The following is a 22589-nucleotide window of genomic DNA, read 5'->3' as shown; positions in this document are numbered from 1 at the left end:
GCTCGCTGATGGGGGAAAACATGCCGCGTCCCATCGCAAAGCGCATGGAACTAATCGATGAGCGATTGATAACCTGGAGTGCATGATTCAGCTCCAGCGCCTCGAGGGCTTCTACCGCGTGGCCCGCGCCGAAGGCTACGCGCGAGCCGTCCGCTCATTCCCGTACCCCATCACCCAACCCGGCATCCATCAGCAGGTCAAGCGGCTGGAGTCCGAGGTGGGCGTGGCGCTCTTCGAGCGCGTGGGCAAGGACCGCGTGGTGCTCACCCCCGAGGGCCGCGCGCTCTACTCGCACGTCGCGCCGTTCCTGGAGGGGCTCGACGCCGTGGTGCAGTCGCTGCGCAAGGGCGAGGTGGGCGGCACGCTGCGCATCCACGCCTCCGGCCACGTCCTGCGTCACCTGCTGCCCGCGTGGCTGCGGCGGCTGCAGGCCCGACGCCCGGACATCGAGGTCGTCCTGCACGAGTCCAAGGTGCCCGCCGTGGACATCCTCTCCGCGGGCGACACGGACCTGGTGGTGGACCACCTCCCGGAGGTGCCCGAGGACGTGGAGACCCGCGTCGTGGGCCACACCGCGCCCTTCCTGGTGCTGCCCTCGAATCATCCGCAGGCGAAGAGCCGACGCGTACGGCTGGACCTGCTCCGGGACGACGCCTTCATCGCGTACAGCACGGACAAGTACCTGCGGGAGCTCCAGTTGGGGGAGCTGGCGCGCGCGGGAGTGCGGCCCCGACGGCTGCACGCGGCGGACTCGTCGGAGACCATCCTCGGCTTCGTCTCGGCGGGGCTGGGCTATTCGCTGCTCGCCTCGCTGTTGCCGGGAGGGCCTCGCGAAGCGGGCGTGGTGGCGCGGCCGTTGCCGGGTGCGCCGTCGGGCGCGATTCATGCCGCGTGGCGGCGGTCCTCCGCGCGCAGCCCGCTCATCCAGGCCGCGCTCTCGCTCGCGCCGAAGCCTTGAGGCTTTGCTCCCGCCGATGACGTGCGACGGGGCCTCGCTTCCGCGCGCGGCGGAGGCGAAGCCCCGTGAGGACAGCGCAGGCTTCGGTGTCGGCTCAGCCCTGGTACTGGTGCACCGACATGATGGGGTAGTTCATGCTGCTGATGGTGATGCGCTGCGAGCCGTCGGAGTTGACGTTGTTGGAGCCGATGAACATCGGCTTGCCGTTCTCCCAGCCGGCGAACATCACCACGTGCTGGCCGCTGCCCACCTTCATGGAGACCACGTCGCCGGGCTTGGCGTCCTGGAGCGACACGCGCTTGAAGTTCGGGTCCCGGTCCAGCTTGGCCTGCAGGCCCATCACGCTGTTGTCATGCTGCGCGTCGGAAATCTGGCCCGCCTGCTCCAGACACGCGGAGACGAAGTTGGCGCAGTTGACGTTGTTGGGGACCCAGTCCTCCATGTCCGCGCCAACTCCGCTGCGCTCGAGCTTCAGCGAGCCCGCGTTCTTGTTCAGGTGCGAGCGCGCGATGTCGAACGGGCTGCCACCGGGACCCTGGGTGCCCTCGCCCGTCGTCATGTTCGCGGGGTAGTTCGTCGTGCCGCCCGTGAGGTTCGGGCCCGAGCGCGACGGGGACGCGTCGAAGCCGTCCTTGGCGCCGGGGATGTTGAGCGTGTCCCCCGTGTAGATGAGGTCCACGTTCTTGATTTGGGGGTTCGCCTGCTGCAGGGCGTCCACGGTGGTGCCGTAGCGAAGCGCGAGCGCGGACAGGGTGTCGCCGGACTGGATGCGGTAGCTCATGAGCGAAGGGCTCCGGATGGGGGCGGTGACGCGCGAGGAAGGTCGCGTACAACTTGCCCCTATTCTCGGAAGCCAAGAGCCCGAGTTGCGTGGACGCGGCCTCAATTCCACTGATCTGTCGATCACCCCGATGCATCTCGCGCGGCTGCGCGAGCGCGGCTCACCGAGGGTGTGACCTCGGCGTCCTGCGTCATCCATGTGGCACTTCGTGCTGTCACACAGCGGCCATTGAGTCGGGCGCGGCACCAAGGTCCTTGAACAGGGTGGGTGGGTCCGCGCATGGTGGCCCGCGTGAGCACCTCCATCCCCCATCCCGATTTCGCGGCCGAGCGGTTCACCCGTTGCCCGGACGCTCGCTTCGAACCCGCGCCCGCGGACGGCGTGCTGCCGGAGGGTTTCTTCACCACCACCAACCTGCCCACCTACGTGCGAGTCGACGGCGCGTGGCGCATGCCGCGCGAGCCGCGCATGGACGGCGCGCTGGTGCTGGATGCACAGGGCGAGTTGTGGATTCGCGAGGGACGCCGCGTGAGGGCGGGCGAGCGCGTGGTGGTGGGCCACGCGGAGGACGGCTCCGAGGGCGTGTACGTGAACATGGCGTACCTCGGTGGCGGCGGGGAGGGCGAGTTCAAGTTCATGACGAGCGAGGTGTCTCGCGAGAAGCCCATCGACTACGCGCAGATGGCGCGGGTGCTGGTGGAGGAGCGCGAGCGCGGTGGCTATCCCATCTGGGTGACGGGGCCGGCGCTGGTGCACTCGCGGGCGCGCGCGGACATGACGTGGTTCATCGCCAACGGCTTCGTGGGCGCGCTGCTCGCGGGCAACGCGGTGGCGGTGCACGACATCGAGGCGTCCATCTTCGGCACCACCCTGGGCATGAGCGGCACGGGCGAGGCCACCAGCGGAGGCCACGGCCTGCACATGCGCGCCATCAACAAGGTGCGCGCGGCGGGCTCCATCGCCAAGGCGGTGGAGGCGGGCGTCATCACCAACGGCATCATGCACGCGTGCGTGGTGCACAAGGTCCCCTTCGTCCTCACCGGCTCCATCCGGGATGACGGCCCGCTGCCGGACGTGGTGACGGACAACGTGGGTGGGCAGGACGCCATGCGCCAGCATGCGAAGAAGGCGACCATGGCGGTGCTGGTGGCCACGGCGCTGCACGCCATCGCCACCGGCAACATGCTCCCCGCGTTCGTCACGGAGAAGGACGGCTCGCTGCGCGAGCTGGCCACCATCTGCGTGGACTCGTCCGAGTTCGTGGTCAGCAAGCTGAAGGACCGGGGCACGCACCAGGCCTTCGGCGTGGTGACCAACGCCCAGGACTTCATGCACATCCTGCGGTTGTACGTGGAGCGCGAGCTGTCCGCCCGGAAGACCTGAGTCGCACGTGGGCCCTGGCCGGAATGCCGGGGCCCGCGCGCCGGGGCCTCACTGACAGGACGAGGCCTCGGCGCCGACGCAGCGGCCGCTCACGCAGCTGGCATCGGTATCGCAGAGCCCCAGCGTGGGCCCACAACGCTCCCCCTCACGGACGACGGGCAGGCAGCGTGACATGCTGGTGAGGCACGCGTACCCCCTGGGGCAGAAGCGGCTCACGTTGTCGCACGTGTCCTCGGGGCCCGGGGCCTTCACGCAGACACCCCAGACGCCCGCCTCGGGACGGGCGTCCTTGCACCCCAGTCCCTCCGCGCACTCGGTGTCGACCCGGCACTCCTGCCGCTCGGTGCGGCGTGGACGGCACAGCCCGGGGGTGGACGGGTCCGCGTCGCAGAAGAGCTCGCGCTGGCACACGGTCACCAGCAACCCGACGCTCACGTCATGAGGGGGCGCGTTGCACAGATGGCCCTCCTTCACGTGCGGCGCACAGCGGTTGCCATTGCACACCAGCGAAGGGCCGCAGGGGTAGTAGCCCACGTCCTCGCAGACGTCCCCCTCCGCGCCCACGGGCCGACAGGTCCGGTAGCCATTCCAGTCGCACCAGAGCCCCTGGGCGCAGGGCAGCGAGAAGGTCGTACCGCTGGGGTGCCGGCCCACGCACGAGACATTCTCCTCCAAGGGCTTGATGCAGGTCCGGGTCGCGCCCTCGAACACGAGCCCGGGCGCGCACTTCCCGAAGTGGGTGACGGTCTGCCCTTCCGCACCTCGCGGCGTGCACGTCCCCTCACAGGCGTTCTGCGAGGTGTGGCCGCAGTAACCCTCCGAGCCACATTCCAGGTCCATCCCGCACTCGTTCGAGGAGCCTTGCCGCGCGAACAACTGACAGGCCGGCTCGTACTCGATGCCGTACTGCCACGCGGCGTCGGACAGGGTGGGCTCGGAACAGCTCCTGCCTCGGAGCGCGTCCAGACAGCGCCGGGCCGCGGCCCCGTCGAAGCGCAGCCGACCCGACTCCAGCGAGTCCTCGTACCGCGTCCCCAGTCCCAGGGACGCGGGCCGGTTCCACTGGCGCATGTCGTCCTCGCACGCGCTCGCCCGGGCGTATTCGCCGCACCGCTGGGCCCGCGCGCAGAGCGCCTGGACGACCTGGGTGCCGAAGTCCTCCATCGACACGTCCTCGTCGCCGCCACACGCCCACAGCCCCGCCAGCATCACCAAGAGTACCGCTCGTCCGTCGCGCATCGCTCGCCTGCCCATCCGTGATGGGGGCCCTGCCCAGGCGGCCCCACCTTCGACATACGGACTCAATCCATACTTCAGGCCAGGCCCGTGCCGCACCCCCTCGACGACGAGGTGCGGCGGGGGCGCGACAGCTCGCCGCTCAGTACGACTCCTCGGGGACCTCCATGAGGTCCAGCGTGCCAGCCTCCACCATGCGCGCGGCGTGGGCGAGACCCGGGAGCACCTCCGCGCAGTACCAGCGCGCGCTGGCGAGCTTGCCCACGTAGAAGGCGCGGTCGCCGGGGTTGGACTTCATCCGCTCCAGCGCGACGCCCGCGTGACGCACCAGCAGCCAGCCGATGACCACCTCCGCCACGCCCGCCAGCACGCGGTTGCCCTGCAGGCCCACGTGGTAGACGGACTCGCCCAGCTTGCCCATCAGCGTGCCGAGCATCAGCTCCAAGTCGCCCAGCGCCTTGCCCAGCGCGGCGCGCTCCGCCTGGAGCTCCGCGCCGCCCAGCTCGCCCTCGGCCGTCTCGCGCACCTGCCCGAGCAGCGTCTGCAGCGTCGCGCCACCGTCGCGCGCCACCTTGCGCATGAGCAAATCCAACGCCTGGATGTGCGTGGTGCCCTCGTAGAGCGTGTCGATCTTCTGGTCCCGGATGTACTGCTCCACCGGGTAGTCCGTCAGGTAGCCGGAGCCGCCGTGCACCTGGAGCGACAGCGCGAGCAGCTCGTACGCCTTCTCCGAGCAGTAGCCCTTCACCAGCGGCAGCAGCATGTCGTTGAGCGAGTCCATCTCACCGGCCTCGGTGGCGCGGTGACCGCCCTTGAGCTCCACGCCGTCCTGCACGGAGGCGGTGTAGAGACACAGCGCGCGCATGCCTTCGGCGAACGCCTTCTGTGTCATCAGCATGCGCCGCACGTCCGGGTGGCGGAAGATGGGCACGCGCGGCGCCGTCTTGTCGCGCGCCTGCAGCAGGTCCGCGCCCTGGAGCCGGTCCTTGGAGAACGTCAGAGCGCGCTGGTAGCCCGCGGACAGCGTGGCCATGGACTTCACGCCCACCGCCATGCGCGCCTGCTCGATGATGTAGAACATCTGGCGCATGCCGTCGTGGACCTCGCCCAGCAGCAGGCCGCGCGAGGGCTTGCCATCGCCGAACGTCAGCTCGCACGTGACGGAGCCCTTCAGGCCCATCTTCTTCTCGAGCTTGGTGCACACGACGCCGTTGTGCTCACCCAGGCTGCCGTCCTCGTTCACCCAGTACTTGGGGACGACGAACAGCGACAGGCCCTTGGTGCCCGGCGGGCCACCTTCCGGACGCGCCAGCACCATGTGGATGACGTTCTCGGACATGTCCGAGTCGCCGTTGGTGATGAAGCGCTTGACGCCTTCAATCTCCCAGACGTCGCCGCCCACCGGACGCGCCTTGGTGCGCGCGGCGCCCACGTCGCTGCCGGCGTCGGGCTCGGTGAGCACCATGGTGCCGCTCCAGCGCTTGTCCAGCATGTGCGGCAGGAAGCGCTGCTTCTGCGCGTCCGTGCCCAGCCGGTCGACGATGCGCGCGAGCAGGTTGCCCAGCGTGTAGAAGGCGAGCGAGGAGTTGGCGCCCACCATCAGCTCGAACGCGGCCCAGCCCAGGGACGGCGGCGCGCCCAGGCCCCCCAGGTGCGGCGGCTGCTCCAACAGGTGCATCCCCGCGTCGAAGAACGCGCCCATGGACTTCTTCAGTCCGGGGGGCAGCGTCACCACGCCGTTCTCCAGCTTGGGCGGGTTGTGCTCCGCCTCGTCGAAGGACGGCGCCAGCTCGTTCGCGCACAGCACCGCGAACGTCTGGAGCATCTGCCGGGCGGACGTCTCGTCCAGATCACCGAAGGGCGCGCGCCCCAGCGAGGTTCGGCCGATGTCGAGGAACTCGAAGAGGTTGAACTCGATATCGCGCAGGTTGGGGATGTAGTGATTGGCGGACGACGACATCTCAAGCTCCTCACGAGGACGAAAGGCTCGCGAGGGTAGCCGAGATTGATTTTCGAGTCAGCCGAAGGCGCCCGCACCGCACGGGGTGTGCATGACGCACGGTGCCGTGATGCACGAAGGGCCCCCGGGGAACCGGCCCCAGAGGCCCTTCGTCACGACAATTCCACGTGCGCGGGCTCAGCCCTTGAGCTGGAGCGACGGCACGGCGCCCTCGCCGAGGACCAGGTGGACCTGGCCGACCTTGGCGGCGAGGTCCTTGTAGGCCTCGAGCTCCTTGAGGCGCACGAGCAGCGGGTTCTCGGCGAGCACCTTGGCCGTCTGGGCGAGCGAGCGCGTGGCGGCGGTCTCCTCGCGGCGGGTGATGACGTTGGCCTCGGCCTCCTTCTGGGCCTGGATGACGCGGTTGAGCAGCTCCTTCATCTCACCGGGCAGCACGACGTCCTTGATGCCGAAGCGCAACAGCTCCAGGCCCACCGACTCGGCGCGCTCCTTCACCTGGGCGAAGAGGCCGTCGGCCAGGGCCTCGCGGGAGGCGAGCAGCTCGTCGAGCGTGCGGGTGGCCACGGCCTCGCGGGCGGCCAGCTGCATGGCGAGGTAGAGGATGTCATCCGGCGCGCGGGCGACGACGGCGAGCCGGCGTGCGTCCGCGACGCGGAAGGCGGTGGAGAGGTTGAGGCGCAGCGTGACGCGGTCCTGCGTCATGACCTCCTGGCCGGTGACGTGGAGCAGCCGCTCGCGCAGGTCGATGACGGCGAGCTGCACCTTGTGGGCGACGGTCCACGCGGCGTGGCGGCCGGCGGGCAGCACGGCGTCGAGCGTGCCGTCCACGTAGCGCAGCGTCACCGAGCCCTCCGTGGCCGTGGCCTCCGTGTAGTCGCTCGCGGGGACGATGGCGCGCACGTCGTCACGCAGGGGCGTCGTGGAGACGCCGGCGGTGTCCACGCGCTCCACGCGCACGGTGGGGGTGGGCGGCGTCAGGGCGCGGGCGGGGACGTGCTCCACGGTCCACACCTGGTGCTGGCCGCGGCCGAGCCACTTCAGGGGGCGGCCCCGGTGGTAGAGGATGGCGCGCTCGTCGGCGCCCAGGTCGACGACCTGCAGGTCCGAGGGCGGCACCAGCGCGAGCAGCTCCGCGTCCAGGTTGGCCACGGGCAGGCCCGTGGCGACGCGGACGATGCGCACGTTGCGGAAGGGGTAGGTGAGCCGGTAGCGGCCCGGCACGAGGTAGCGCGTCGGCACCTCGTCGACGAGGACGAACGCCCGCTCGTGCTGCACGACATCCACACGCATGAAGAAGCTCATCGCGCACCTCCTTTCCCCCGAGGGGGAGTGTTGAGACCGGGACGCGAGGTGGCGCGAGAAGCGCGCGTCCCGGGGACTGCGAGAAAAGTGAAGGCTCCAGCCTTCGCGGGTGGAGAGCGCCGACTGCGTGCCCGGGTCCCATCGACGCAGCCCGCGCTCGCGGGCCGGACCGGGCGCGGACGACGACAGGCATTCCGCTGACGGCGCGAAAAGGGGACTGTCGCCCTGGCGGACGGCGTGGCTTCGCGGTGGGGGAAGGTTGGGTGGGGTGGGCCAGCGCTTCTACCGGCTCGGGATGGAGCCTTCTGGCGGAACCGATTTTTCAGATCGGGTCAGAACGAAGGATTTTGCCCTAGGGGTGGTGCTCACGCTGCCAAGGGCACGTCCCCCTCTGGGAAAAGTGGGGGTGCGGATGCAGAGCGCACCCCAGAACTGCTCGATGCGGCGCCTCAGCGTAGCAACGTAGCAGTCCCTGCGAGCGGAGTCGGTTTGCCCGACACGTTCACGATGACCTTCCGCAGGTCGTCTGACGGGTGGGCCGTCGATACCCAGGCAGTCGCCTACGAGGCGACCACTTCTGGCAGCTCCGCCATTTGGGCATTCACCAACGCCCTGGTGGCCATCCCTGCGCCGTCCAATCCTGCGGACCCCGAGTCCAAGAACGGCGGTGCGAAATGAGCGCCGCCGTCGACCTGAAGCGGGGCGTGCGCGCGCCTCGCGCCACGAAGCCCCCGCGCCGCATCGTGGCTGCACCGTTGGTTGGTGCGTTCGGCGCGGTGGCGTGGCCCCACCTCACACCGCGCCAGCGGGACGTCTTCGCGCGCCCTCGGACGCTGATGGTGCTGGTGGAGCTGGTGCGCGAGCGACCCCGCAGTGGGTGCGTCGTGTGCTGGCGGGACATGAGCAACGTCCTGGCCGGCGCGGACGAGTTGGCCTGCGCGCGGAAGGACAACCCCGACGCCAGCACCTCCTACTGCGCGGCCTTCGTCGGGGCCTGCCGGAACGAGGGGCAGCGGCGCATCGAGGACGCCCAGGCGCGCGGCGTGGCCGACATGGAGGCCAGCCATGGCTGAGCGCCTCTCTTTCGGTGCGGCCGGATGCACGGAGCGCGGGCTGCGCACCAGCCAGGAAGACGCCCTGGGGCACGAGGTGGGCCCGGTGGTGTCCGTCTTCGCGGTAGCGGATGGCCTGGGCGGGCACCCCAACGGGGACGTGGCCAGCCAGGCCGCTGTGGACTCAGTGGTGGGGCTCGCCCAGCTGCCGACGGCCGAGGCGGCGCCCTCGCTGGACGCCCTCGCGCGCAACGCGGTGTCTGCCGCCAACCGTGTGGTGCTGAGCACCGGAGGCTGCACGACGCTGGCCCTGCTGCTGCTGTCGGGCCCGCAGGCCGTGGTCGCCCACGTGGGGGACTCTCGGGTGTACCGGCTGCGTGGTGGCGCCCTGGTGCAGCTCACCGAGGACCACCGGGAAGAGCGGCACGTCCTCAATCGCTGCCTGGGGGCGACGTCCCCCGACTGCTCGGCGGAGCCCGACGCCCAGGTGTTGAAGTCCCGGCCCGGAGACGTGTGGCTTCTCGTCACGGACGGGGTGGGTGACACGCTCGAGCACGACGCCCTCCGCGAGGTGCTGGACGAACTGCCCGCCTTCGACGCGCGCTGGGCTGCCGAGGAGTTGGTGCGCCGCGCGCTGGACGCGGGCAGCCGCGATAACTGCACGGCCCTGGTGGTGCGCGTGGGAGGTGCGACGTGAGTCCGCGGACGAAGCGCTACACCCGCAAGGACTTGCGGCTGGAGTGGCGGCCGCTCGACTGGGACCCGGAAGGCGCCTCTCGGTGCGCAGAGTGCGGGCCTCGCCACACCCTCTACGTCGACCCGCCAGCCAGGCGCAGTGACTTGTGGCGCTGGGGGCTGCACGACGGAGTGCCGTCCCAGGGTGGGCGTGGCTGGCTCGTCACGAGCGGCTTCATGGCCGAGGCGGGGACGCTGCTTCAGGCCCAGGGCATGGCTGAGGAGGCTGTCCGTACCCTCGCCGAAGGGCTGCTCGCGGCCCTGAATGGCGGTGCGCGATGAGCTGCTCCGCCCACTTCGCCAGCATCTCCGCGCGCGGCCCCCTGGGCCACGTCGTCATCCTACGCGCCACCAGTGCCGAGGTGGAGGCGCACGCGGCCACCCGCGGGGAGGCCATGGACGACGCCAGGGCCGCCCTGGTGGACGAGCTGAGCCGCGCGCGGACGCCCCGCAGCTTCAGCGTGGGCCGGCGCCCGGTGAGGAGGCGTCCGTGAGCAAGCCTTCCGCGAAGTACACCCAGCGCCCGCTCACCGCGGTGGAGCAGAAGCTGGTGCTGACGGCCGAGAAGGTCGTCTGGTGGTGCGTCCACTCCTTTGTCCGTCGCCACGAGGCCGCGCGCGGCTTCGAGGATGACCTCTCCACCTACGCGTGGATGGGGGCGATGGCGGCGGCCCAGCGTTGGCGCCCGGAGGGTGGTGCCACCTACCGGACCTTCGCGAAGCGGTACATCCGCCGGGACGTGGCGCGAGGCTGGCTGTCCCTCATTGGCGCCGTCCGTGACGAGGACGGCAAGCCCGTGGCTGGGAAGTACGTGCCGCTCGACGACGTGCTCGACGTTGCCGTTGCGCCGTCGCAGGAGCGACTGGCCGAAGCTCACCGCCTGGGCGCCACCCTCGGCGAGCGGATGTGTCCGCACTTCCGGCCCGGGCTGCGCGAGCCAACGCGCGTCAAGGCGCTGCGGGCGTACCTGCTGCGCCTGAAGGGAGACACGCTCGAAGAAATCGGCGCGGAACTGGGGGCGTCGAGGCAGAGCGCACACCAGCTCCTCAACATCGCGGAGAAGGCCGCCGTCCGCTGGGCCGCGTCCATGACGCCCGCGTGGGAGAGGAGGGTGGCATGACGGCGTGCAACCCTCGGCCGCTGCCGGAGCACGGCTCCGCGCGCGGTCAGCCGACGAGCCTCCAGCTCGCCGTCCTCGTCTACACCTGCGCCTTCATCGCCGCGCGCGGGGAGCCGCCCAGTGTCCACGAGCTGGCCGAGCGCTTCGGCTGGAAGTCGCCCAACGGCGCAGCGGACGTCCTGCGGCGCCTGGCCGCGCGGGGACTCGTCGTGCTGCGGAAGCGTCGGCACCGGAGCCTCCGGGTGACGGAGGACGGCCGCGCCGCACGGGCCCGGTGCCTGGGAGAGCAGGCGGGGCTCTTCGGCGAGTACAACCACATCAGCGAGGACGCACCGTGAAGCCCGTCCTCGTCGTCTCCCTCTGTGTTGCGCTCGCGGCGTCCGACGGTGTCCTGGTGTGGCTGGGCGTGAGTCTCCAGCAGTACCACCCGCGCGAGGCCGGCGCCTGCTGGCTCCTCGCCGCCGTCGACTTCCTGGCGCTCGCCGGCATCGGACTGGTGAGCGCCGCCTCTGTCGAAGCGCTGTCCCTCCCTCCGGTGCGCCGCGCCAGCAACCGCGCGCGCGCCAGCACTACCCCGAGGTCTCCGTGAACGAGAACACGAAGTCGTTGGTCAAGCAGGTGGGGAAGTACCTCCAGAAGCAGCGCACCGAGCGGGGGCTGACTCAGGAGGCGCTCGCGGAGAGGGCGGACATCAGCGTCTCGTACCTGTCCATGCTTGAACGCGGCGAGCGTGCGCCGCACCTCCAGACGCTGGTGGCCCTGTCCGAAGCACTGGCCGTGCCGCTGGTGGCCCTACTGTCTCCAGAAGACGCGCCGCAGGAGGGGGACGTGAGTGCTGGACTGCGCTCCTTCATCGCGTTCCGCGGGCTCTCCGTCTCGCAGGTGGGCCAGCTCGAGTCCGTGGCCAGGGTGCTGTTCCCCGCGCGGGAGGGGGGCGAGCATGGCTGAGCGCATCTGCGGACTCACGCTATGGCGGCCCTGGGGATGGGCCATCTTCCACGCCGGCAAGGACGTGGAGAACCGTGGTGCGAAGTTCCCCGCGCCGCCAGTGGACTCCTGGCTGGCCATCCACAACGGCCTGAAGTGGGACGAGGACAACGCCGAGGCGATGGCTGAGGAGTTCGGCCTCGTCGTGCCTCCGGAGTGCGAGCACCCGGCGGGCGCCATCATCGGCGTGGCGCGCGTGGAGGCCGTGACACGTGGCACCAAGCACAGGGAGAGCCGCTGGTACATGGGCGACACGGGCCTGTGGCTCGCGGATGCGACGCCCATTACCCCGGTGCCGTGTCGCGGGTCCCAGGGGCTGTGGACGCTGCGCGAAGACGTCCTGGTGCGCGTGCGGGACGAGATGCGGCGCGCTCGGCGAGTTCCTGGTGCAGTTGATGACCGGAGGCTCGTAGCGCTCGGAGGGTTGTCCGACGACTCGACTCTCATCGCGAAGTGCAAGGCGTGCGGCAACGCCGCCATGGTGCCGGTGTCCTCGGCTACGCTGAATGAGGCTCTCCAGCAGGGCCAAGCTGGAGTCCCCGAGTGCGCAATGGAGTGCGCGTACTGCGGCGGCAAAGCCACGGTGCGCGGCGCCCGCTTCGTTGAGCACGCCTTCGCCTTCGATGACGCGATTCGCTCCTTCTGGCGGGCTCGCCTCCGAGACGAGCGCGCGAAGGTGGAGCGCCTCAAGGAGGGCCGGTGGTGAGCCGCCGTCTCCTCCTCGCCATTCTTGCCGCGGCCCTGTGTGGCGTTGCCGCTGCGCATGCCCACTCCGAGTGGCGCGCCTGCGCGTACGTCGGAGCTGGAGGGTGGGGGCTGGTGGCTCTCGTCCTCTTCCTCGGCGGCGCCTACCTGGTGGTCGCCGCGTTCCGCCGGAGCGCCCCATGATGGACCAGGGGCTCATCATCGACCTGTTCGCCGGTGGCGGTGGCGCGGGCACCGGCATCGCCGCTGCCGTCGGACGGGAGCCGGACATCGCCCTCAACCACGACCCGGTGGCGATGGCCGTCTACAAGGCCAACCACACCACCACCATCTGCAGGCCCGAGAACGTATGGCAGACGCCGCCACGGCAGGTGGTCGCGCTCGCGCAGCGTCGCGGGAAGCGTGTGTGGATTCTGTGGGCATCCCCGGACTGCACCCACTTCTCGAAGGCGAAGGGCGCCAAGCCCAGACGCAAGGACATCCGCTCGCTGGCCTTCGTCGTGACGCACTACGCGCGCGACGTGTCGCCGCAGTTCATCTTCCTGGAGAACGTCGAGGAGTTCGTCGACTGGGGCCCGTTGTACACGGTGGGCCACGTCATGCCCGACGGGCGCGTCCTCGACGAAGGGGACCAGCTCATCGACATGCCCATCCCCGAGCGCGCGGGCGAGGACTTCCATCGGTTCGTCGGTGAGTTGCGCCTGCTCGGGTACAGCGTCGACTGGCGACTCATCACTGCGAGTGAGCACGGGGCGCCGACGAAGCGAAAGCGGCTCTTCCTCGTGGCGCGCAGGGACGGACTCCCCGTCTCCTGGCCTGCGCCGACCCACGGGCCTGGACTTCTGCCGGTGCGGACGGCGGCGGAGTGCATCGACTGGAGCATTCCCGTCCAGAGCATCTTCGGACGCCGGAAGCCGCTCGTGCCGAACACGCTCCGGCGCGTCGCGCAGGGCATTCGCAAGTACGTGTTCGAGAATCCCGCGCCGTTCGTCCTCACCATCGACCAACAGGGCACGCGGGACACCGCGCGCCCTGTGGACGAGCCGCTCTCCACCATCGTGACGAAGGCCCGCCATGCGCTGGTTGCACCCACGCTCATCCAGGTCGGCTACGGAGAACGGAAGGGGCAGGCCGCGCGGACGCTGGACCTGCACGCGCCGCTGGGCACCATCATGGCCCAGGGGCGCAAGCACGCCCTGGTGAGTGCCTTCCTTCGTGAGCATAGTCTCGCGGCTTCCTTCATCGCGAAGGGCTACGGGGGACACGCGTCGCCGGGCATCCGCGCCGACGGGCCCTTGGACACCATCACCACCCAGGACCACCACCACCTCGCGGCTGTCGCATTCGAGCGCCCCGAGTCCGCCGCGTCGAGCCACGTGAACGAGGTCCGCGCCTTCCTCTCCGCGTACTACGGGGAGGGCAGCGAAGGGCAGCGCCTGACGGAGCCCCTTCGGACCATCACCACCAAGGCCCGCCTCGGCCTGGTGACGGTCGCCTCCGTCGACTACCAGCTCGTCGACATCGGACTCCGGATGCTGGAGCCGAGCGAGCTCCTCCGTGCCCAGTTCGGGGACCACGCCGAGGGCTACGACTTGAGTGCGGCCACATCGAAGGCAGACAAGGTCCGCCTCATCGGCAACAGCGTGTGCCCGGACGCGGCGGCAGCTGTCGTCCTGGCGAATGTCGGCGGCGCTGCTGTGCGCAGGAGGGCGGCATGAGCACGCCCCTTCTCGAAGAGTTGGGCCAGCTGCGCTCGCTCGTCCTGGCCCACCGCTACCGCTGCACCGGAGAGGCGCAGCTGCAGTCCGCGCTGGCGCAGGTCCTCGCCGGCGCTGGGGTGTCGTTCCACCGCGAAGTGACGCTGGGCGAGGCAGGCCGCATCGACTTCCTGCTGGGCCACCTGGGGCTCGAGGTGAAGGTGGAGGGAAGCATCTCCGCCGTCACCCGGCAGCTCCTCGACTACGCGGAGCGGGAGGAAGTCCACGGCCTCCTGCTCGTCACCACCCGTTCTCACCATGACGGCCTGCCGGCGCACCTGCGCGGCAAGCCCGTCCGTGTCGCTGTGCTGCGAGGAGGTCTTCTGTGAAGTGCTTCGGGACTGTGCGTCTGGAGGGTCGGAAGCTGGGCGCGCGTGGCGGCGAGAGGCCAGCCTGGGTCATCCAGTGCGAGCCGCACGTGTCGCTGCGGCTGAAGCGCGTCTTCGACAGGGCCAACAAGGGCGACGTGGGCGAGGTGCTGCTCGCGGCGACGGAGGAGACGGCGCGGGAGCTGGAGTGGTTCATCCAGCGCTACCCGCTGGAGGTGGTGGGCAAGGACGCGCAGGCCTTCCTCAAGCACGGGGCGCGGGAGCATGCGCGGCGTGAGGCTGCCGTCGCCGAGTTGCTCGCCTCGGAGTACCAGGTGCCGGACTTCCAGATGAATGTCCCCCCGCGCGAGTACCAGCGGCGCGCGGCGGACATGTTCCTGCGCATGCAGCACCTGCTGCTGGCGGACGACGTGGGCCTGGGGAAGACAGCCAGCGCGCTGACGGCCTTCACGGACACGCGGACCTTGCCCGCGGTGGTGGTGACGCTGACGCACCTGCCGCGCCAGTGGCAGCGGGAGCTGGCGCGCTTCCTGCCCCGGCTGCGCGTCCACGTCGCGAAGAAGGCGACGCCCGATGAAGTCACGCAGGGGCGGGGAGGGCGGAAGCTGCCGTGGCCAGACGTCCTCGTCCTCAACTACCACAAGCTGTCCGGCTGGGCGGAGACGCTGGTCAGCGCGGGCGTGCGCACCATCGTCTTCGACGAGTGCCAGGAGTTGCGCCGGGGGCCTGACTCGGAGAAGTACCGCGCCGCGCACTACCTCGCTGAGCGCGCGAGCTTCGTCATCGGCCTGTCGGCCACCCCCATCTACAACTACGGCGGGGAGATGTTTCACGTCCTCGACGCGCTCAAGCCCGGTGTGCTGGGCACGCGCGAGGAGTTCAGCCGCGAGTGGTGCACGGGCGTGGAGGACAAGCTGTCCTTCAAGGACCCGCGGGCCTTCGGCACGTACCTCCGGGACACGGGACTCATGTTGCGCCGGACGCGCGCGGACGTGGGCCGGGAGTTGCCCGCCCTCACGCGTGTCCTCCACACCGTGGACTCGGACACCAAGGTGCTCGACGCCGTGGAGGACAAGGCGGCGGAGCTGGCGCGCATCATCGTTGCGCAGGGTGGGGTGAAGCCCGAGGACAGGCTGCATGCCTCCGGAGAACTCTCCTGGCGCCTTCGGCAGGCTACGGGCATCGCGAAGGCCCCCTTCGTCGCGGACTTCGTCCGGATGCTGGTGGAGAACGGAGAGCGCGTGCTGCTCTATGGCTGGCACCACGAGGTGTACCGGCTGTGGCAGGAGCGACTCCGCGAATTCTCCCCGGCCATTTTCACGGGCCAGGAGTCCCCGGCCCAGAAGGAGGCGGAGGCCCAGCGCTTCAAGTCCGGGCAGACGCCCATTCTCATCATGTCCCTGCGCGCGGGCGCGGGCCTGGATGGGCTGCAGCAGTCCTGCCGGACGGTGGTGTTCGGCGAGCTGGATTGGAGTCCGGGCGTCCACGAGCAGGCGTGTGGGCGCGTCCACCGCGACGGGCAGGTGGACCCCGTCATGGCCTACTTCCTCGTCTCCGACAGCGGCTCGGACCCTGTGGTGGCCGACGTGCTGGGCATCAAGCGGGACCAGATGGAGGGCATCCGCGACCCGCAGGCCAGCCTCATGGAGAAGCTGGAGACGGACGCGCACCGTGTGCGGCGTCTGGCCGAGGCCTTCCTCAAGAATCGGAGGGCGGCATGACGCCGTGCCCTCCCTCTCGTGCTCCGCTGTACGCCCCCGGGCTCAAGGAGCGGGTGTTGGCGAAGTGCCCGGCGTGCCGCAAGGCCATGGCCCCGTGCCGCCAGTGCCAGGGCTGGCGCTGCAACTGCTTGCCGCACGTGTGCCCCGCGGAGGCGCGTCCATGAGCTGCGCACCTCCGGAGTTGCTCGCCAAGCTCAACGACCGGCGCGTCGTCGCCAGCGTGTCGGGCGGGAAGGACTCCGCTGCCCTCTCGCTGCACCTGAGCGAGCTGGGCATCGAGCACGACCGCGTCTTCCTCGACACGGGCTGGGAGCACCCGGCCACCTACGACTACCTCCGCGGCGAGCTGGCGCGCGTCATCGGCGCCATCACTTGGCTCAGCGCTCCCCGACAGATGGTGGACCTCATCCTCCACAAGGGGATGTTCCCCTCCAAGCAGCGGCGCTACTGCACCCAGGAATTGAAGGTGCGGCCGATGCAGGTGCACCTCAACGCCCTCGTTGCGTCGGGCCAGGACGTCGTCAACGCGGTCGGCATCCGGCACGCGGAGAGCGCTGCCCGCGCTCAGCTCGAAGAGTGGGAGTGGAGCGAGGGGTTCGAGTGCGAAGTCTGGCGCCCGCTGGTGGCGTGGTCCGAGGAGGATGTCATCGCCATTCACCGCCGCCACGGGCTCGGGCCCAACCCCTTGTACCTGCTCGGCGCGGAGCGCGTGGGCTGCTGGCCCTGCATCTACGCGCGGAAGTCCGAGGTGAGGCTCCTGGCGGACGTCGACCCTGCGCGCGTCGAGGCCCTGCGAAAACTGGAAGCCGACGTCACCACGGCGCAGCGAGTCCGCGCCGAACGCTCCGGGAAGCCTATCCCGGGCTCGTCGGCGTGGTTCCAGGCCCCTCTTGGCCGCGCGGGGGAGTGCTGGTCCATCGACAAGGTCGTTGAGTGGAGCCGGACCAGTCACGGCGGACGCCAGTACGAGATGTTCGCGGCGGCTGGGCGCGACCAGGGCTGCATGCGCTGGGGGCTCTGCGAGACCGCAGATCCGGACGGCGAGGCCTCGAAATGAGCCGCTGCCTCCTCCGCGCCACCACCTGCAGCATCTGCGGCGCGCCCCGCCTGGGCGAGGACGTCACCGAGCTCGGCGCCCTGGCACCGCACGCGCCCACCGAGCGCGTCCGCGCCGCCCACCTGGACGAGTGGCCCACGTGCCCGCATGGCGCCCTGTACCGCGCCGGGTGCCGCAACCAGCCCGTCCTCCCCGCGTGCTGCTGCGCGCCGTCGCCCCTTCTTCCTTCTGTGCCTGTCCACCTCGAGGTGCCGTAGTCATGCCCGCCTGCAACCCCCTCACGCCGCCGGAGTCCGAGGTGCCGCCGGGCATGGTGCGCCTGTTGAGCGGCCAGCTTGTCGCCGAGGCGCAGGCCCAGCAGGTGATTCCCCCGCCAGGGAGTGGCACCCGCGCGCGCGGCGAGGACCCGGGCGTGCCGCCCGACTTCTTCGCCGAGTCCTGCCCCTGCGCCCAGCAGCAGGTGGCGGAGCTGCGCGCGCAGCTGCTGGTGGAGCGAGAGTCCCGGTTGCGCGCGGAGAGCTACGCGGCCGGCGTCGACCACGGCTGGCGCCAGGCCATCGCGCTGCTGGCCCCGTGGGCTGGCGCGCGCCCTGCACAGCCCCTGGCTGCCGCGCCGCTCGCCACGCCCGACGTCTCGCCTGTCACGCAGCGCTCCAACCCCGTCACGCTGGCGCAGCGTGACAGTCAGCGTGACACCCCCTCCGGCAGCGTGACAGTCAGCGTGACGCAGCTGGTGGAGGGGGGAGGGGGGGAGGGGAAAGCTGAAGAACTTCCGAAGCCTGCGACGCTTAGGAAGCGGCTCCAACGGCAGCGTGACGCCCAGCGTGACAGTCAGCGTGACAGCGTGACAGCCGACAATTCACCCCCTCCTCCCCCTCCCTCTGCCGGGAAGCGGAGGGGCGCGCGGCGCGGTGTCACGCAGGCGCAGCGTGACATGGGGCTGGAGCTGCGCGAGCACCGCAAGCCGGAGAGCCTCCCGCCGGACGTCCGCGCGCTGCGCGAGTCCTGGAACACGCTGGTGGCGCCACATGGCTTCTACGGCTGGGGCGAGCGCACCTCCGTGCAGATGCTGGAGGACGCGCTGTCTGCCCTCGCGCGCCACCCCCTCGCGGTGTGGCAGGACGTGTTCGCCCGCGTCCCGCGCTCCCCGGTGTGCCGAGGCGAGCTGGACAGCCGCATGCGCGCCACCGTCGTCTGGGTGCTGGGGCGGACGCGCGCCGGCGCGGAGGTGGCCGAGCAACTCCTCAGCGGCGCCTGGAGTCTGGACCCGCTGCCGACGGCGCCCGCGCCCGAGGAGGAGCCCGGTGTCTCCGTGTGCCTCAAGGACGTGCCCGAGGGCACCGAGGCGGTGCGTGCGTGGAGCCGCGTCCTGGGTGTGCTGAAGGCCCGGAGGATGGTGGAGGCGCTGAAGCAGCTCCAGTCCGCGCGCCCGGTGACGGTGGAGGACGGGCACCTCGTCGTCGAGGTGCGGGACAGGTTCGCCCGCGGGTGGGCAGAGGAGCACTACCGCGCCGTGCTGCAGGCGCTCCTGGTGGAGCAGGGGCTGGCCGGGTTGCGCTTCGTCGTCCCGGGGGAAGAGGACGCGGAGGAGGTGCCGTCCGCGCCCCCGGCCCTGGTGTCCGAGCCCGGAGACACCCTGCCATTCGAGCTGCCGCCCCAGCAGGAGCCGCCCGCGGAGTCCCTGCCGGACGGGGTGGAGCGCGTCTTCCGAGAGGTGAAGGGCTGCGGCTACCGCTGGCGCGGCCGCGCGGACGACGACGCGTCCCGGGCGCTGCTCTCCCTGGCCGGCGCCGGGGGCGTCCCGGAGATTCTCCGCCGACTGAGCAACGGGCTGCGCGCGCGCTTCAAGCAGCGCTGCGACCACCTGACTGACTTGGCGCGGAAGTGGAACGACAACGCCGCGCCGGAGGAGAGGGCTTCACCCGCGCGCGCGCCCGGGCGCCCGCTCAACAACAACGACTACGAGGAAGGGCGGGTGGAAAGCCTATGAGCCGAGACAACGAGTCGCCCACGGTGCAGCGCCAGGGGCCCCATCGACTGGCGGACCTGCTGCGCCGGGGCATGGCGCAGGCCCGGCAGCACTCCGCCCCTGGGCTGGGCCAGCTCGAGGCGGGCTGGAAACAACGGGAGCTGGAGCTCCAGCAGCTCGAGGCGGCGGAGAGGGCACGACACCAGGCCGCCCAGGTGGACGCGTGGCCCCTGCACCTGAAGCTGTGCGGCGCGCCGGCTGAAGCTGTGGCGGCCCTCGCTGGGGGCAAGGTGCTGGAGACGCCCGCTGTCCGCGCCGCGCGCCAGCTCCTCCAGCAGGGGTTGCGCACCCTTCTGCTGTCCGGGGGCACAGGCGTGGGGAAGACGACGGGTGCGTGTCACCTCTTCCACGCGGCCGTCCGCGCCGAGACGCGCACGGGCCAGCGACTGCACGAGTGGGACGCGTCCGCGGGGCTCTTCCTTCGCTGGGCGCAGCTCAAGCGCGTCAGCGACTACGAGTCCGAGGACAGGCTCCTCCTCCAGCGTGCCCACCGCGCGCGCGTGCTGGTGTTGGATGACTTGGGCGGACTGCCGGGGGAGGTGGTGGGGCCGCGCCACCGCGAGCTGCTGGAAGAGCTCGTGGACCGGCGGGACAGGCCGGGCATGGTGACGGCGTACACCACCAACCTCTCCGTCCGACGCGACGCCGAGCGCGGCGGCAGCGACTTCTCCGCGCACGTGGGCGCCCGCGTCGTCTCGCGCATGTGCCGCCAGGGCACCTACCTGCTGCACGACTGCGGCACGCGTGACTTGCGCCGGGGGCAGTCGTGAGCCCGGCCCTGTTCCTCGTGCTGGTGGGGCTGCAGGCCCGGGATTACCGCTGGGCGCGCTGCAACCGCGCGATGGCTCTCGACAGCGTCGACCGTGCTGAGCGGCGTGACGGCGTGGCCTACTTCCGGGCGCGCACGGCGTCCTTCGGGTGGTGGTGCTCGTTGTGGCCCGTGGGAGGCTGGGCATGACTTGCCGCCGCGCACTCCTCGCCTGCGGTGCCTCGGGCCTGACGCTGGCGCACCTGCCGGCGCTGCGCGCGTACGTCCGGCGCTTCGCCCGCGCGTCGGAGGTGCAGCTCGTGCACGGGGCAGGGGAGCCGCGCCGCGACGACGCGCCCGACGCCTTCGGCGCGGACTGGCTGTGGGAGGTGGCGGCTTCCGTCGAGTGGCCCCGCTTCCGCCGCGAGGGCGTGGACCGCTTTCGAGCGGACTGGAAGGGCATGGAGAAGCGCGCGGGGCGCGCGCGGAACGAGCTGATGCGGGAGGCCCTCCGCGGGTACGCGCGGCGCGGATTCACCGTGGGTTGGGTGGCCGCGCACACCGACCCGGGACTCGGAAGGGGTACGCGGCACATGGTTAGCCTCTGCCGTGCCGAGGGCTGGCAGGGGCGCGTGCTGCTCCTCTCTCCCGACGGCAAGCTGCTCTCCGAGGAGTGCTTCCCATGACGACAGACGCGCATGCCCGGGGCGCGGCCCGCTGCGCGAAGCGGCACGCCTCCATCCGCTTCCGGGTAGCCCTCACCTCGCGGGCCCTGGCCCGGCTGGTGGACGACATCGAGGGCGGGCGCGCACGGCGCTTGTGGAGCCAGTCCGAGTCCAGGAGCTGGCACCTCGTCCGCCTGGGCGCCCAGGACGCCGTCGCCGTCTACGACGTCACCACCCGGGCCATCCACACCTTCCTCCGGCTGGAGGACGCGCTCGCGAAGCTGCGCACGCAGGGCATCCCCACCGTCGAGTTGCTCCACCAGGAGGCGCCGCATGACGCCCTGCCGTGAGTTGTACACGCCGCCGGACCTCCTCGAGGCCAACGGCGCGTGGAATGCCAACTGCGGGCCGTCCGCCCTCGCCGCGGTGCTGGGCGTGCCCCTGCGCCAGGTGCGCGCGGCCTTCCCCAGCTTCCCCGCGAAACCCTGGACGATGCCCACCAGCATGGCTGCCGCGCTCGCCGCCCAGGGGCTGCACCACCGCGTCCAGCAGGGCATGCCGCGCGGAGACGTCCACGGGGTGGCCTTCCTCCAGCTCCGGGGCTCATGGGACAGCGCGCCGGAGCGCGCCCAGTACCGGCACACGCACTGGGTGGGCCTGCACCGGGGCGGCGGGGCGCTGTCCGTCTACGACTGCAACGCGGGGGCCGCGGGCGGGTGGCTGCGGCGGAGGAGTGGAAGGGCCAGGTGCTGGCCGAGCTGCTGGCGCGGCACCGCGGGGCATCCGGGAAGTGGGCTGTGCTCGTCGTGCTGGAGGTCCTTTCACAATGAGCTGGTGTGTCCGCATCACAGAGCGAAAGCAGTCCAACGAAGGGGGGAGGCACGTCGTGACGAAGAGGAGCCGGGTGCTGACGGAGCAGGTGGACACGGGAGGCGCGTGGTGAAGACACGCCACCGGTGGAAGGCGAGCGAGTCCATGTGGGGCGGTCTGCCGGTGCAGCGCTGCGAGCACTGCGAGACGGAGCGCGTGCGCGACTCGCTCACGAAGAGTCTGTACTTGTACCGGCGCGGCCACGCCCTGGTGCCGGGCGAGAAGAAGCTCGGAGAGCACTGGCGGGCATTCGAGTCCGGAGTCGTGCCGCGGTGCGCGGGGAAGGCAGGCACCCATGGACAGATGCAGTAGAGCCAGGACGCAGCGGCACCCGCCGCGACTTGCCGCCGGGCCGTACAACGCGGGCAACGGCGCCGTCGTCGCCCACGTCGCCCGTGCCTACGTCACCGAGCAGCAGCGCCTGGGCAATCCCAACGCGCAGGCCATGTCGAAGGCCGTGGCCGGGCTCGAGGCGTCGTCCGGCGCCCTCCCGGAGGGCACCGTCATCACCCAGGAGGTGTGGGACGACGTCTACGCGCGCGTGGGCGAGACGTTCGCCGCGGTGGAGCGCCAGTGGGCGCCGAAGGGTGGGGACGCGTGAGCTGCTCGCGCATCGTCTTCACGCTGCCGGTGGGCACGAAGAACCCCACCAACACCCGGGAGCACCACATGGCCCGCGCGCGGCGGGCGAAGGGGCAGCGCCAGGCGCTCGAGCTGCTGTGGCCCGGGTGGACAGGGCCTGTGCTGCTGGTGGTGCGCCTCACGCGTGTCGCGTCGCAGCTCCTGGACGGGGGAGACAACCTCCCCGCCGCGATGAAGAGCGTGCGCGACGAGGTGGCCCGGCAGCTCCGGCTGGACGATGCCTCACCCCTGGTGCGGTGGTTGTACGCACAAGCGATTGGAGAGCCGTCCGTGCTGGTGGAGCTGTCCTGGGGCGAGGACGAGCTCATCGCCGCCGTCCGCGCACAGGAGGCTGTGGCGCCCCCGCCGCCACCTGTGGCACTGGCGCCTCGGGCGCGTCCCACGCGCGCGCCCAGGAAGGAGAGGGCGTCTACCGTGAAGACGATGAAGGCAGAGGGGAAGGCCCGCTCCTGGGCGGACCTCGTGACGCCCGCGTACCGGAGGGGAGGCGCGCCGTGACGCCGTGTGCGGAGGTGCCGCGCCCGCGAGTCTGCGCTGACGAGCGCTGTGCCA

Annotated in this window: 28 protein-coding genes; 24 read left to right on the top strand and 4 right to left on the bottom strand. The window is 71.0% G+C overall.

The annotated features are described in order from the left end of the window. The first annotated feature begins 82 nt into the window (after window positions 1–82). Window positions 83–958, top strand: coding sequence for a LysR family transcriptional regulator (locus LXT21_RS29640; RefSeq protein WP_254041570.1), 876 nt, complete (start codon window positions 83–85; stop codon window positions 956–958). 94 nt (window positions 959–1052) lie between these two features. Here the strand turns inward: LXT21_RS29640 and LXT21_RS29635 are convergent, their stop codons facing one another. Continuing rightward, on the bottom strand, window positions 1053–1739 hold the full coding sequence (locus tag LXT21_RS29635; protein WP_254041569.1) for a LysM peptidoglycan-binding domain-containing protein: 687 nt from the start codon (window positions 1737–1739) through the stop codon (window positions 1053–1055). Window positions 1740–2030: 291 nt separating this feature from the next. Here LXT21_RS29635 and LXT21_RS29630 point away from each other — a divergent pair, with 291 nt between their 5' ends. Next, window positions 2031–3122, top strand: a complete 1092-nt coding sequence (locus LXT21_RS29630; RefSeq protein ID WP_254041568.1) for a putative NPN-dependent ornithine cyclodeaminase — start codon at window positions 2031–2033, stop codon at window positions 3120–3122. Between the two features lie 48 nt (window positions 3123–3170). On the opposite strand, the gene LXT21_RS29625 is transcribed toward LXT21_RS29630, so the two are convergent. The 3 genes from LXT21_RS29625 to LXT21_RS29615 all read right to left on the bottom strand — a co-directional run bounded on the left by LXT21_RS29625 (window position 3171) and on the right by LXT21_RS29615 (window position 7620). Continuing rightward, the gene (locus tag LXT21_RS29625) at window positions 3171–4361 is read right to left on the bottom strand and encodes a Dickkopf N-terminal cysteine-rich domain-containing protein (RefSeq protein ID WP_254041567.1); all 1191 of its coding nucleotides are present in this window, start codon (window positions 4359–4361) and stop codon (window positions 3171–3173) included. A gap of 139 nt (window positions 4362–4500) precedes the next feature. Next, window positions 4501–6318, bottom strand: coding sequence for an acyl-CoA dehydrogenase (locus LXT21_RS29620; RefSeq protein ID WP_254041566.1), 1818 nt, complete (start codon window positions 6316–6318; stop codon window positions 4501–4503). Window positions 6319–6495: 177 nt separating this feature from the next. Further along, a complete protein-coding gene (locus tag LXT21_RS29615) occupies window positions 6496–7620 on the bottom strand; it encodes a slipin family protein (RefSeq protein WP_254041565.1) in 1125 nt (374 codons plus the stop codon). 674 nt (window positions 7621–8294) lie between these two features. On the opposite strand from LXT21_RS29615, the gene LXT21_RS29610 reads away from it, so the two are divergent. The 22 genes from LXT21_RS29610 (at window position 8295) to LXT21_RS29505 (ending at window position 22535) form a co-directional block, all read left to right on the top strand. Continuing rightward, window positions 8295–8693, top strand: coding sequence for a hypothetical protein (locus LXT21_RS29610; protein ID WP_254041564.1), 399 nt, complete (start codon window positions 8295–8297; stop codon window positions 8691–8693). Beyond that, window positions 8686–9369 carry a PP2C family protein-serine/threonine phosphatase gene (locus tag LXT21_RS29605; RefSeq protein WP_254041563.1) on the top strand — a complete coding sequence of 228 codons (684 nt, stop codon included), beginning with the start codon at window positions 8686–8688 and terminating at the stop codon, window positions 9367–9369. Before LXT21_RS29610 ends, LXT21_RS29605 begins: the two co-directional genes overlap by 8 nt. Then, a complete protein-coding gene (locus LXT21_RS29600; RefSeq protein ID WP_254041562.1) occupies window positions 9366–9689 on the top strand; it encodes a DsbA family protein in 324 nt (107 codons plus the stop codon). Before LXT21_RS29605 ends, LXT21_RS29600 begins: the two co-directional genes overlap by 4 nt. Beyond that, window positions 9686–9901: a hypothetical protein gene (locus LXT21_RS29595; RefSeq protein ID WP_254041561.1), complete on the top strand. Its 216-nt coding sequence runs from the start codon at window positions 9686–9688 to the stop codon at window positions 9899–9901. The genes LXT21_RS29600 and LXT21_RS29595 overlap by 4 nt, the downstream gene beginning before the upstream one ends. Next, the gene (locus tag LXT21_RS29590) at window positions 9898–10527 is read left to right on the top strand and encodes a hypothetical protein (protein WP_254041560.1); all 630 of its coding nucleotides are present in this window, start codon (window positions 9898–9900) and stop codon (window positions 10525–10527) included. Before LXT21_RS29595 ends, LXT21_RS29590 begins: the two co-directional genes overlap by 4 nt. After that, window positions 10524–10865: a LexA family protein gene (locus LXT21_RS29585; RefSeq protein WP_254041559.1), complete on the top strand. Its 342-nt coding sequence runs from the start codon at window positions 10524–10526 to the stop codon at window positions 10863–10865. The genes LXT21_RS29590 and LXT21_RS29585 overlap by 4 nt, the downstream gene beginning before the upstream one ends. Continuing rightward, the gene (locus LXT21_RS29580) at window positions 10862–11116 is read left to right on the top strand and encodes a hypothetical protein (protein ID WP_254041558.1); all 255 of its coding nucleotides are present in this window, start codon (window positions 10862–10864) and stop codon (window positions 11114–11116) included. The genes LXT21_RS29585 and LXT21_RS29580 overlap by 4 nt, the downstream gene beginning before the upstream one ends. Further along, complete coding sequence (locus LXT21_RS29575; RefSeq protein WP_254041557.1) at window positions 11113–11475, top strand: helix-turn-helix domain-containing protein; 363 nt, start codon at window positions 11113–11115, stop codon at window positions 11473–11475. Before LXT21_RS29580 ends, LXT21_RS29575 begins: the two co-directional genes overlap by 4 nt. Continuing rightward, entirely contained in the window at window positions 11468–12220 is a 753-nt protein-coding gene (locus tag LXT21_RS29570; RefSeq protein ID WP_254041556.1) for an ASCH domain-containing protein, read from the top strand. Before LXT21_RS29575 ends, LXT21_RS29570 begins: the two co-directional genes overlap by 8 nt. Window positions 12221–12398: 178 nt before the next feature. Next, window positions 12399–13937: a DNA cytosine methyltransferase gene (locus tag LXT21_RS29565; RefSeq protein ID WP_254041555.1), complete on the top strand. Its 1539-nt coding sequence runs from the start codon at window positions 12399–12401 to the stop codon at window positions 13935–13937. Then, on the top strand, window positions 13934–14305 hold the full coding sequence (locus LXT21_RS29560) for a hypothetical protein (protein WP_254041554.1): 372 nt from the start codon (window positions 13934–13936) through the stop codon (window positions 14303–14305). The genes LXT21_RS29565 and LXT21_RS29560 overlap by 4 nt, the downstream gene beginning before the upstream one ends. Continuing rightward, window positions 14302–16026: a DEAD/DEAH box helicase gene (locus LXT21_RS29555; RefSeq protein WP_254041553.1), complete on the top strand. Its 1725-nt coding sequence runs from the start codon at window positions 14302–14304 to the stop codon at window positions 16024–16026. Before LXT21_RS29560 ends, LXT21_RS29555 begins: the two co-directional genes overlap by 4 nt. A 160-nt stretch (window positions 16027–16186) precedes the next feature. Beyond that, a complete protein-coding gene (locus LXT21_RS29550; protein WP_254041552.1) occupies window positions 16187–17083 on the top strand; it encodes a phosphoadenosine phosphosulfate reductase family protein in 897 nt (298 codons plus the stop codon). Further along, window positions 17080–17340 (top strand): hypothetical protein, encoded by a 261-nt coding sequence (locus tag LXT21_RS29545; protein WP_254041551.1) that lies wholly within the window; start codon window positions 17080–17082, stop codon window positions 17338–17340. Before LXT21_RS29550 ends, LXT21_RS29545 begins: the two co-directional genes overlap by 4 nt. Window positions 17341–17342: 2 nt before the next feature. Next, window positions 17343–19073 carry a hypothetical protein gene (locus LXT21_RS29540; RefSeq protein ID WP_254041550.1) on the top strand — a complete coding sequence of 577 codons (1731 nt, stop codon included), beginning with the start codon at window positions 17343–17345 and terminating at the stop codon, window positions 19071–19073. Beyond that, the gene (locus tag LXT21_RS29535; RefSeq protein ID WP_254041549.1) at window positions 19070–19882 is read left to right on the top strand and encodes a hypothetical protein; all 813 of its coding nucleotides are present in this window, start codon (window positions 19070–19072) and stop codon (window positions 19880–19882) included. Before LXT21_RS29540 ends, LXT21_RS29535 begins: the two co-directional genes overlap by 4 nt. Further along, the gene (locus tag LXT21_RS29530; protein ID WP_254041548.1) at window positions 19879–20070 is read left to right on the top strand and encodes a hypothetical protein; all 192 of its coding nucleotides are present in this window, start codon (window positions 19879–19881) and stop codon (window positions 20068–20070) included. The genes LXT21_RS29535 and LXT21_RS29530 overlap by 4 nt, the downstream gene beginning before the upstream one ends. Then, the gene (locus LXT21_RS29525) at window positions 20067–20546 is read left to right on the top strand and encodes a hypothetical protein (RefSeq protein WP_254041547.1); all 480 of its coding nucleotides are present in this window, start codon (window positions 20067–20069) and stop codon (window positions 20544–20546) included. The genes LXT21_RS29530 and LXT21_RS29525 overlap by 4 nt, the downstream gene beginning before the upstream one ends. Then, window positions 20543–20875 carry a hypothetical protein gene (locus tag LXT21_RS29520; RefSeq protein ID WP_254041546.1) on the top strand — a complete coding sequence of 111 codons (333 nt, stop codon included), beginning with the start codon at window positions 20543–20545 and terminating at the stop codon, window positions 20873–20875. The genes LXT21_RS29525 and LXT21_RS29520 overlap by 4 nt, the downstream gene beginning before the upstream one ends. Then, window positions 20859–21707 (top strand): hypothetical protein, encoded by an 849-nt coding sequence (locus LXT21_RS29515; RefSeq protein WP_254041545.1) that lies wholly within the window; start codon window positions 20859–20861, stop codon window positions 21705–21707. Before LXT21_RS29520 ends, LXT21_RS29515 begins: the two co-directional genes overlap by 17 nt. Then, window positions 21691–21996 carry a hypothetical protein gene (locus LXT21_RS29510; RefSeq protein WP_254041544.1) on the top strand — a complete coding sequence of 102 codons (306 nt, stop codon included), beginning with the start codon at window positions 21691–21693 and terminating at the stop codon, window positions 21994–21996. The genes LXT21_RS29515 and LXT21_RS29510 overlap by 17 nt, the downstream gene beginning before the upstream one ends. Then, on the top strand, window positions 21993–22535 hold the full coding sequence (locus LXT21_RS29505; protein ID WP_254041543.1) for a hypothetical protein: 543 nt from the start codon (window positions 21993–21995) through the stop codon (window positions 22533–22535). Before LXT21_RS29510 ends, LXT21_RS29505 begins: the two co-directional genes overlap by 4 nt. Window positions 22536–22589 lie beyond the last annotated feature (54 nt).

Origin of the sequence: Myxococcus guangdongensis (assembly GCF_024198255.1) — a bacterium.
Classification (GTDB): Bacteria; Myxococcota; Myxococcia; order Myxococcales; family Myxococcaceae; genus Myxococcus; species Myxococcus guangdongensis.
This window is presented reverse-complemented; position numbering and strand designations above follow the sequence as displayed.

What these genes read in the sequence shown, in the direction of transcription:
- LXT21_RS29640 (WP_254041570.1), top strand. Translation starts at nt 83, where the DNA reads ATGATTCAGCTCCAGCGCCTCGAGGGCTTCTACCGCGTGGCCCGCGCC.
- LXT21_RS29635 (WP_254041569.1), bottom strand. Translation starts at nt 1,739, where the DNA reads ATGAGCTACCGCATCCAGTCCGGCGACACCCTGTCCGCGCTCGCGCTT.
- LXT21_RS29625 (WP_254041567.1), bottom strand. Translation starts at nt 4,361, where the DNA reads ATGCGCGACGGACGAGCGGTACTCTTGGTGATGCTGGCGGGGCTGTGG.
- LXT21_RS29620 (WP_254041566.1), bottom strand. Translation starts at nt 6,318, where the DNA reads ATGTCGTCGTCCGCCAATCACTACATCCCCAACCTGCGCGATATCGAG.
- LXT21_RS29615 (WP_254041565.1), bottom strand. Translation starts at nt 7,620, where the DNA reads ATGAGCTTCTTCATGCGTGTGGATGTCGTGCAGCACGAGCGGGCGTTC.
- LXT21_RS29610 (WP_254041564.1), top strand. Translation starts at nt 8,295, where the DNA reads ATGAGCGCCGCCGTCGACCTGAAGCGGGGCGTGCGCGCGCCTCGCGCC.
- LXT21_RS29605 (WP_254041563.1), top strand. Translation starts at nt 8,686, where the DNA reads ATGGCTGAGCGCCTCTCTTTCGGTGCGGCCGGATGCACGGAGCGCGGG.
- LXT21_RS29595 (WP_254041561.1), top strand. Translation starts at nt 9,686, where the DNA reads ATGAGCTGCTCCGCCCACTTCGCCAGCATCTCCGCGCGCGGCCCCCTG.
- LXT21_RS29585 (WP_254041559.1), top strand. Translation starts at nt 10,524, where the DNA reads ATGACGGCGTGCAACCCTCGGCCGCTGCCGGAGCACGGCTCCGCGCGC.
- LXT21_RS29570 (WP_254041556.1), top strand. Translation starts at nt 11,468, where the DNA reads ATGGCTGAGCGCATCTGCGGACTCACGCTATGGCGGCCCTGGGGATGG.
- LXT21_RS29565 (WP_254041555.1), top strand. Translation starts at nt 12,399, where the DNA reads ATGATGGACCAGGGGCTCATCATCGACCTGTTCGCCGGTGGCGGTGGC.
- LXT21_RS29560 (WP_254041554.1), top strand. Translation starts at nt 13,934, where the DNA reads ATGAGCACGCCCCTTCTCGAAGAGTTGGGCCAGCTGCGCTCGCTCGTC.
- LXT21_RS29550 (WP_254041552.1), top strand. Translation starts at nt 16,187, where the DNA reads ATGAGCTGCGCACCTCCGGAGTTGCTCGCCAAGCTCAACGACCGGCGC.
- LXT21_RS29545 (WP_254041551.1), top strand. Translation starts at nt 17,080, where the DNA reads ATGAGCCGCTGCCTCCTCCGCGCCACCACCTGCAGCATCTGCGGCGCG.
- LXT21_RS29540 (WP_254041550.1), top strand. Translation starts at nt 17,343, where the DNA reads ATGCCCGCCTGCAACCCCCTCACGCCGCCGGAGTCCGAGGTGCCGCCG.
- LXT21_RS29535 (WP_254041549.1), top strand. Translation starts at nt 19,070, where the DNA reads ATGAGCCGAGACAACGAGTCGCCCACGGTGCAGCGCCAGGGGCCCCAT.
- LXT21_RS29525 (WP_254041547.1), top strand. Translation starts at nt 20,067, where the DNA reads ATGACTTGCCGCCGCGCACTCCTCGCCTGCGGTGCCTCGGGCCTGACG.
- LXT21_RS29520 (WP_254041546.1), top strand. Translation starts at nt 20,543, where the DNA reads ATGACGACAGACGCGCATGCCCGGGGCGCGGCCCGCTGCGCGAAGCGG.
- LXT21_RS29515 (WP_254041545.1), top strand. Translation starts at nt 20,859, where the DNA reads ATGACGCCCTGCCGTGAGTTGTACACGCCGCCGGACCTCCTCGAGGCC.
- LXT21_RS29510 (WP_254041544.1), top strand. Translation starts at nt 21,691, where the DNA reads ATGGACAGATGCAGTAGAGCCAGGACGCAGCGGCACCCGCCGCGACTT.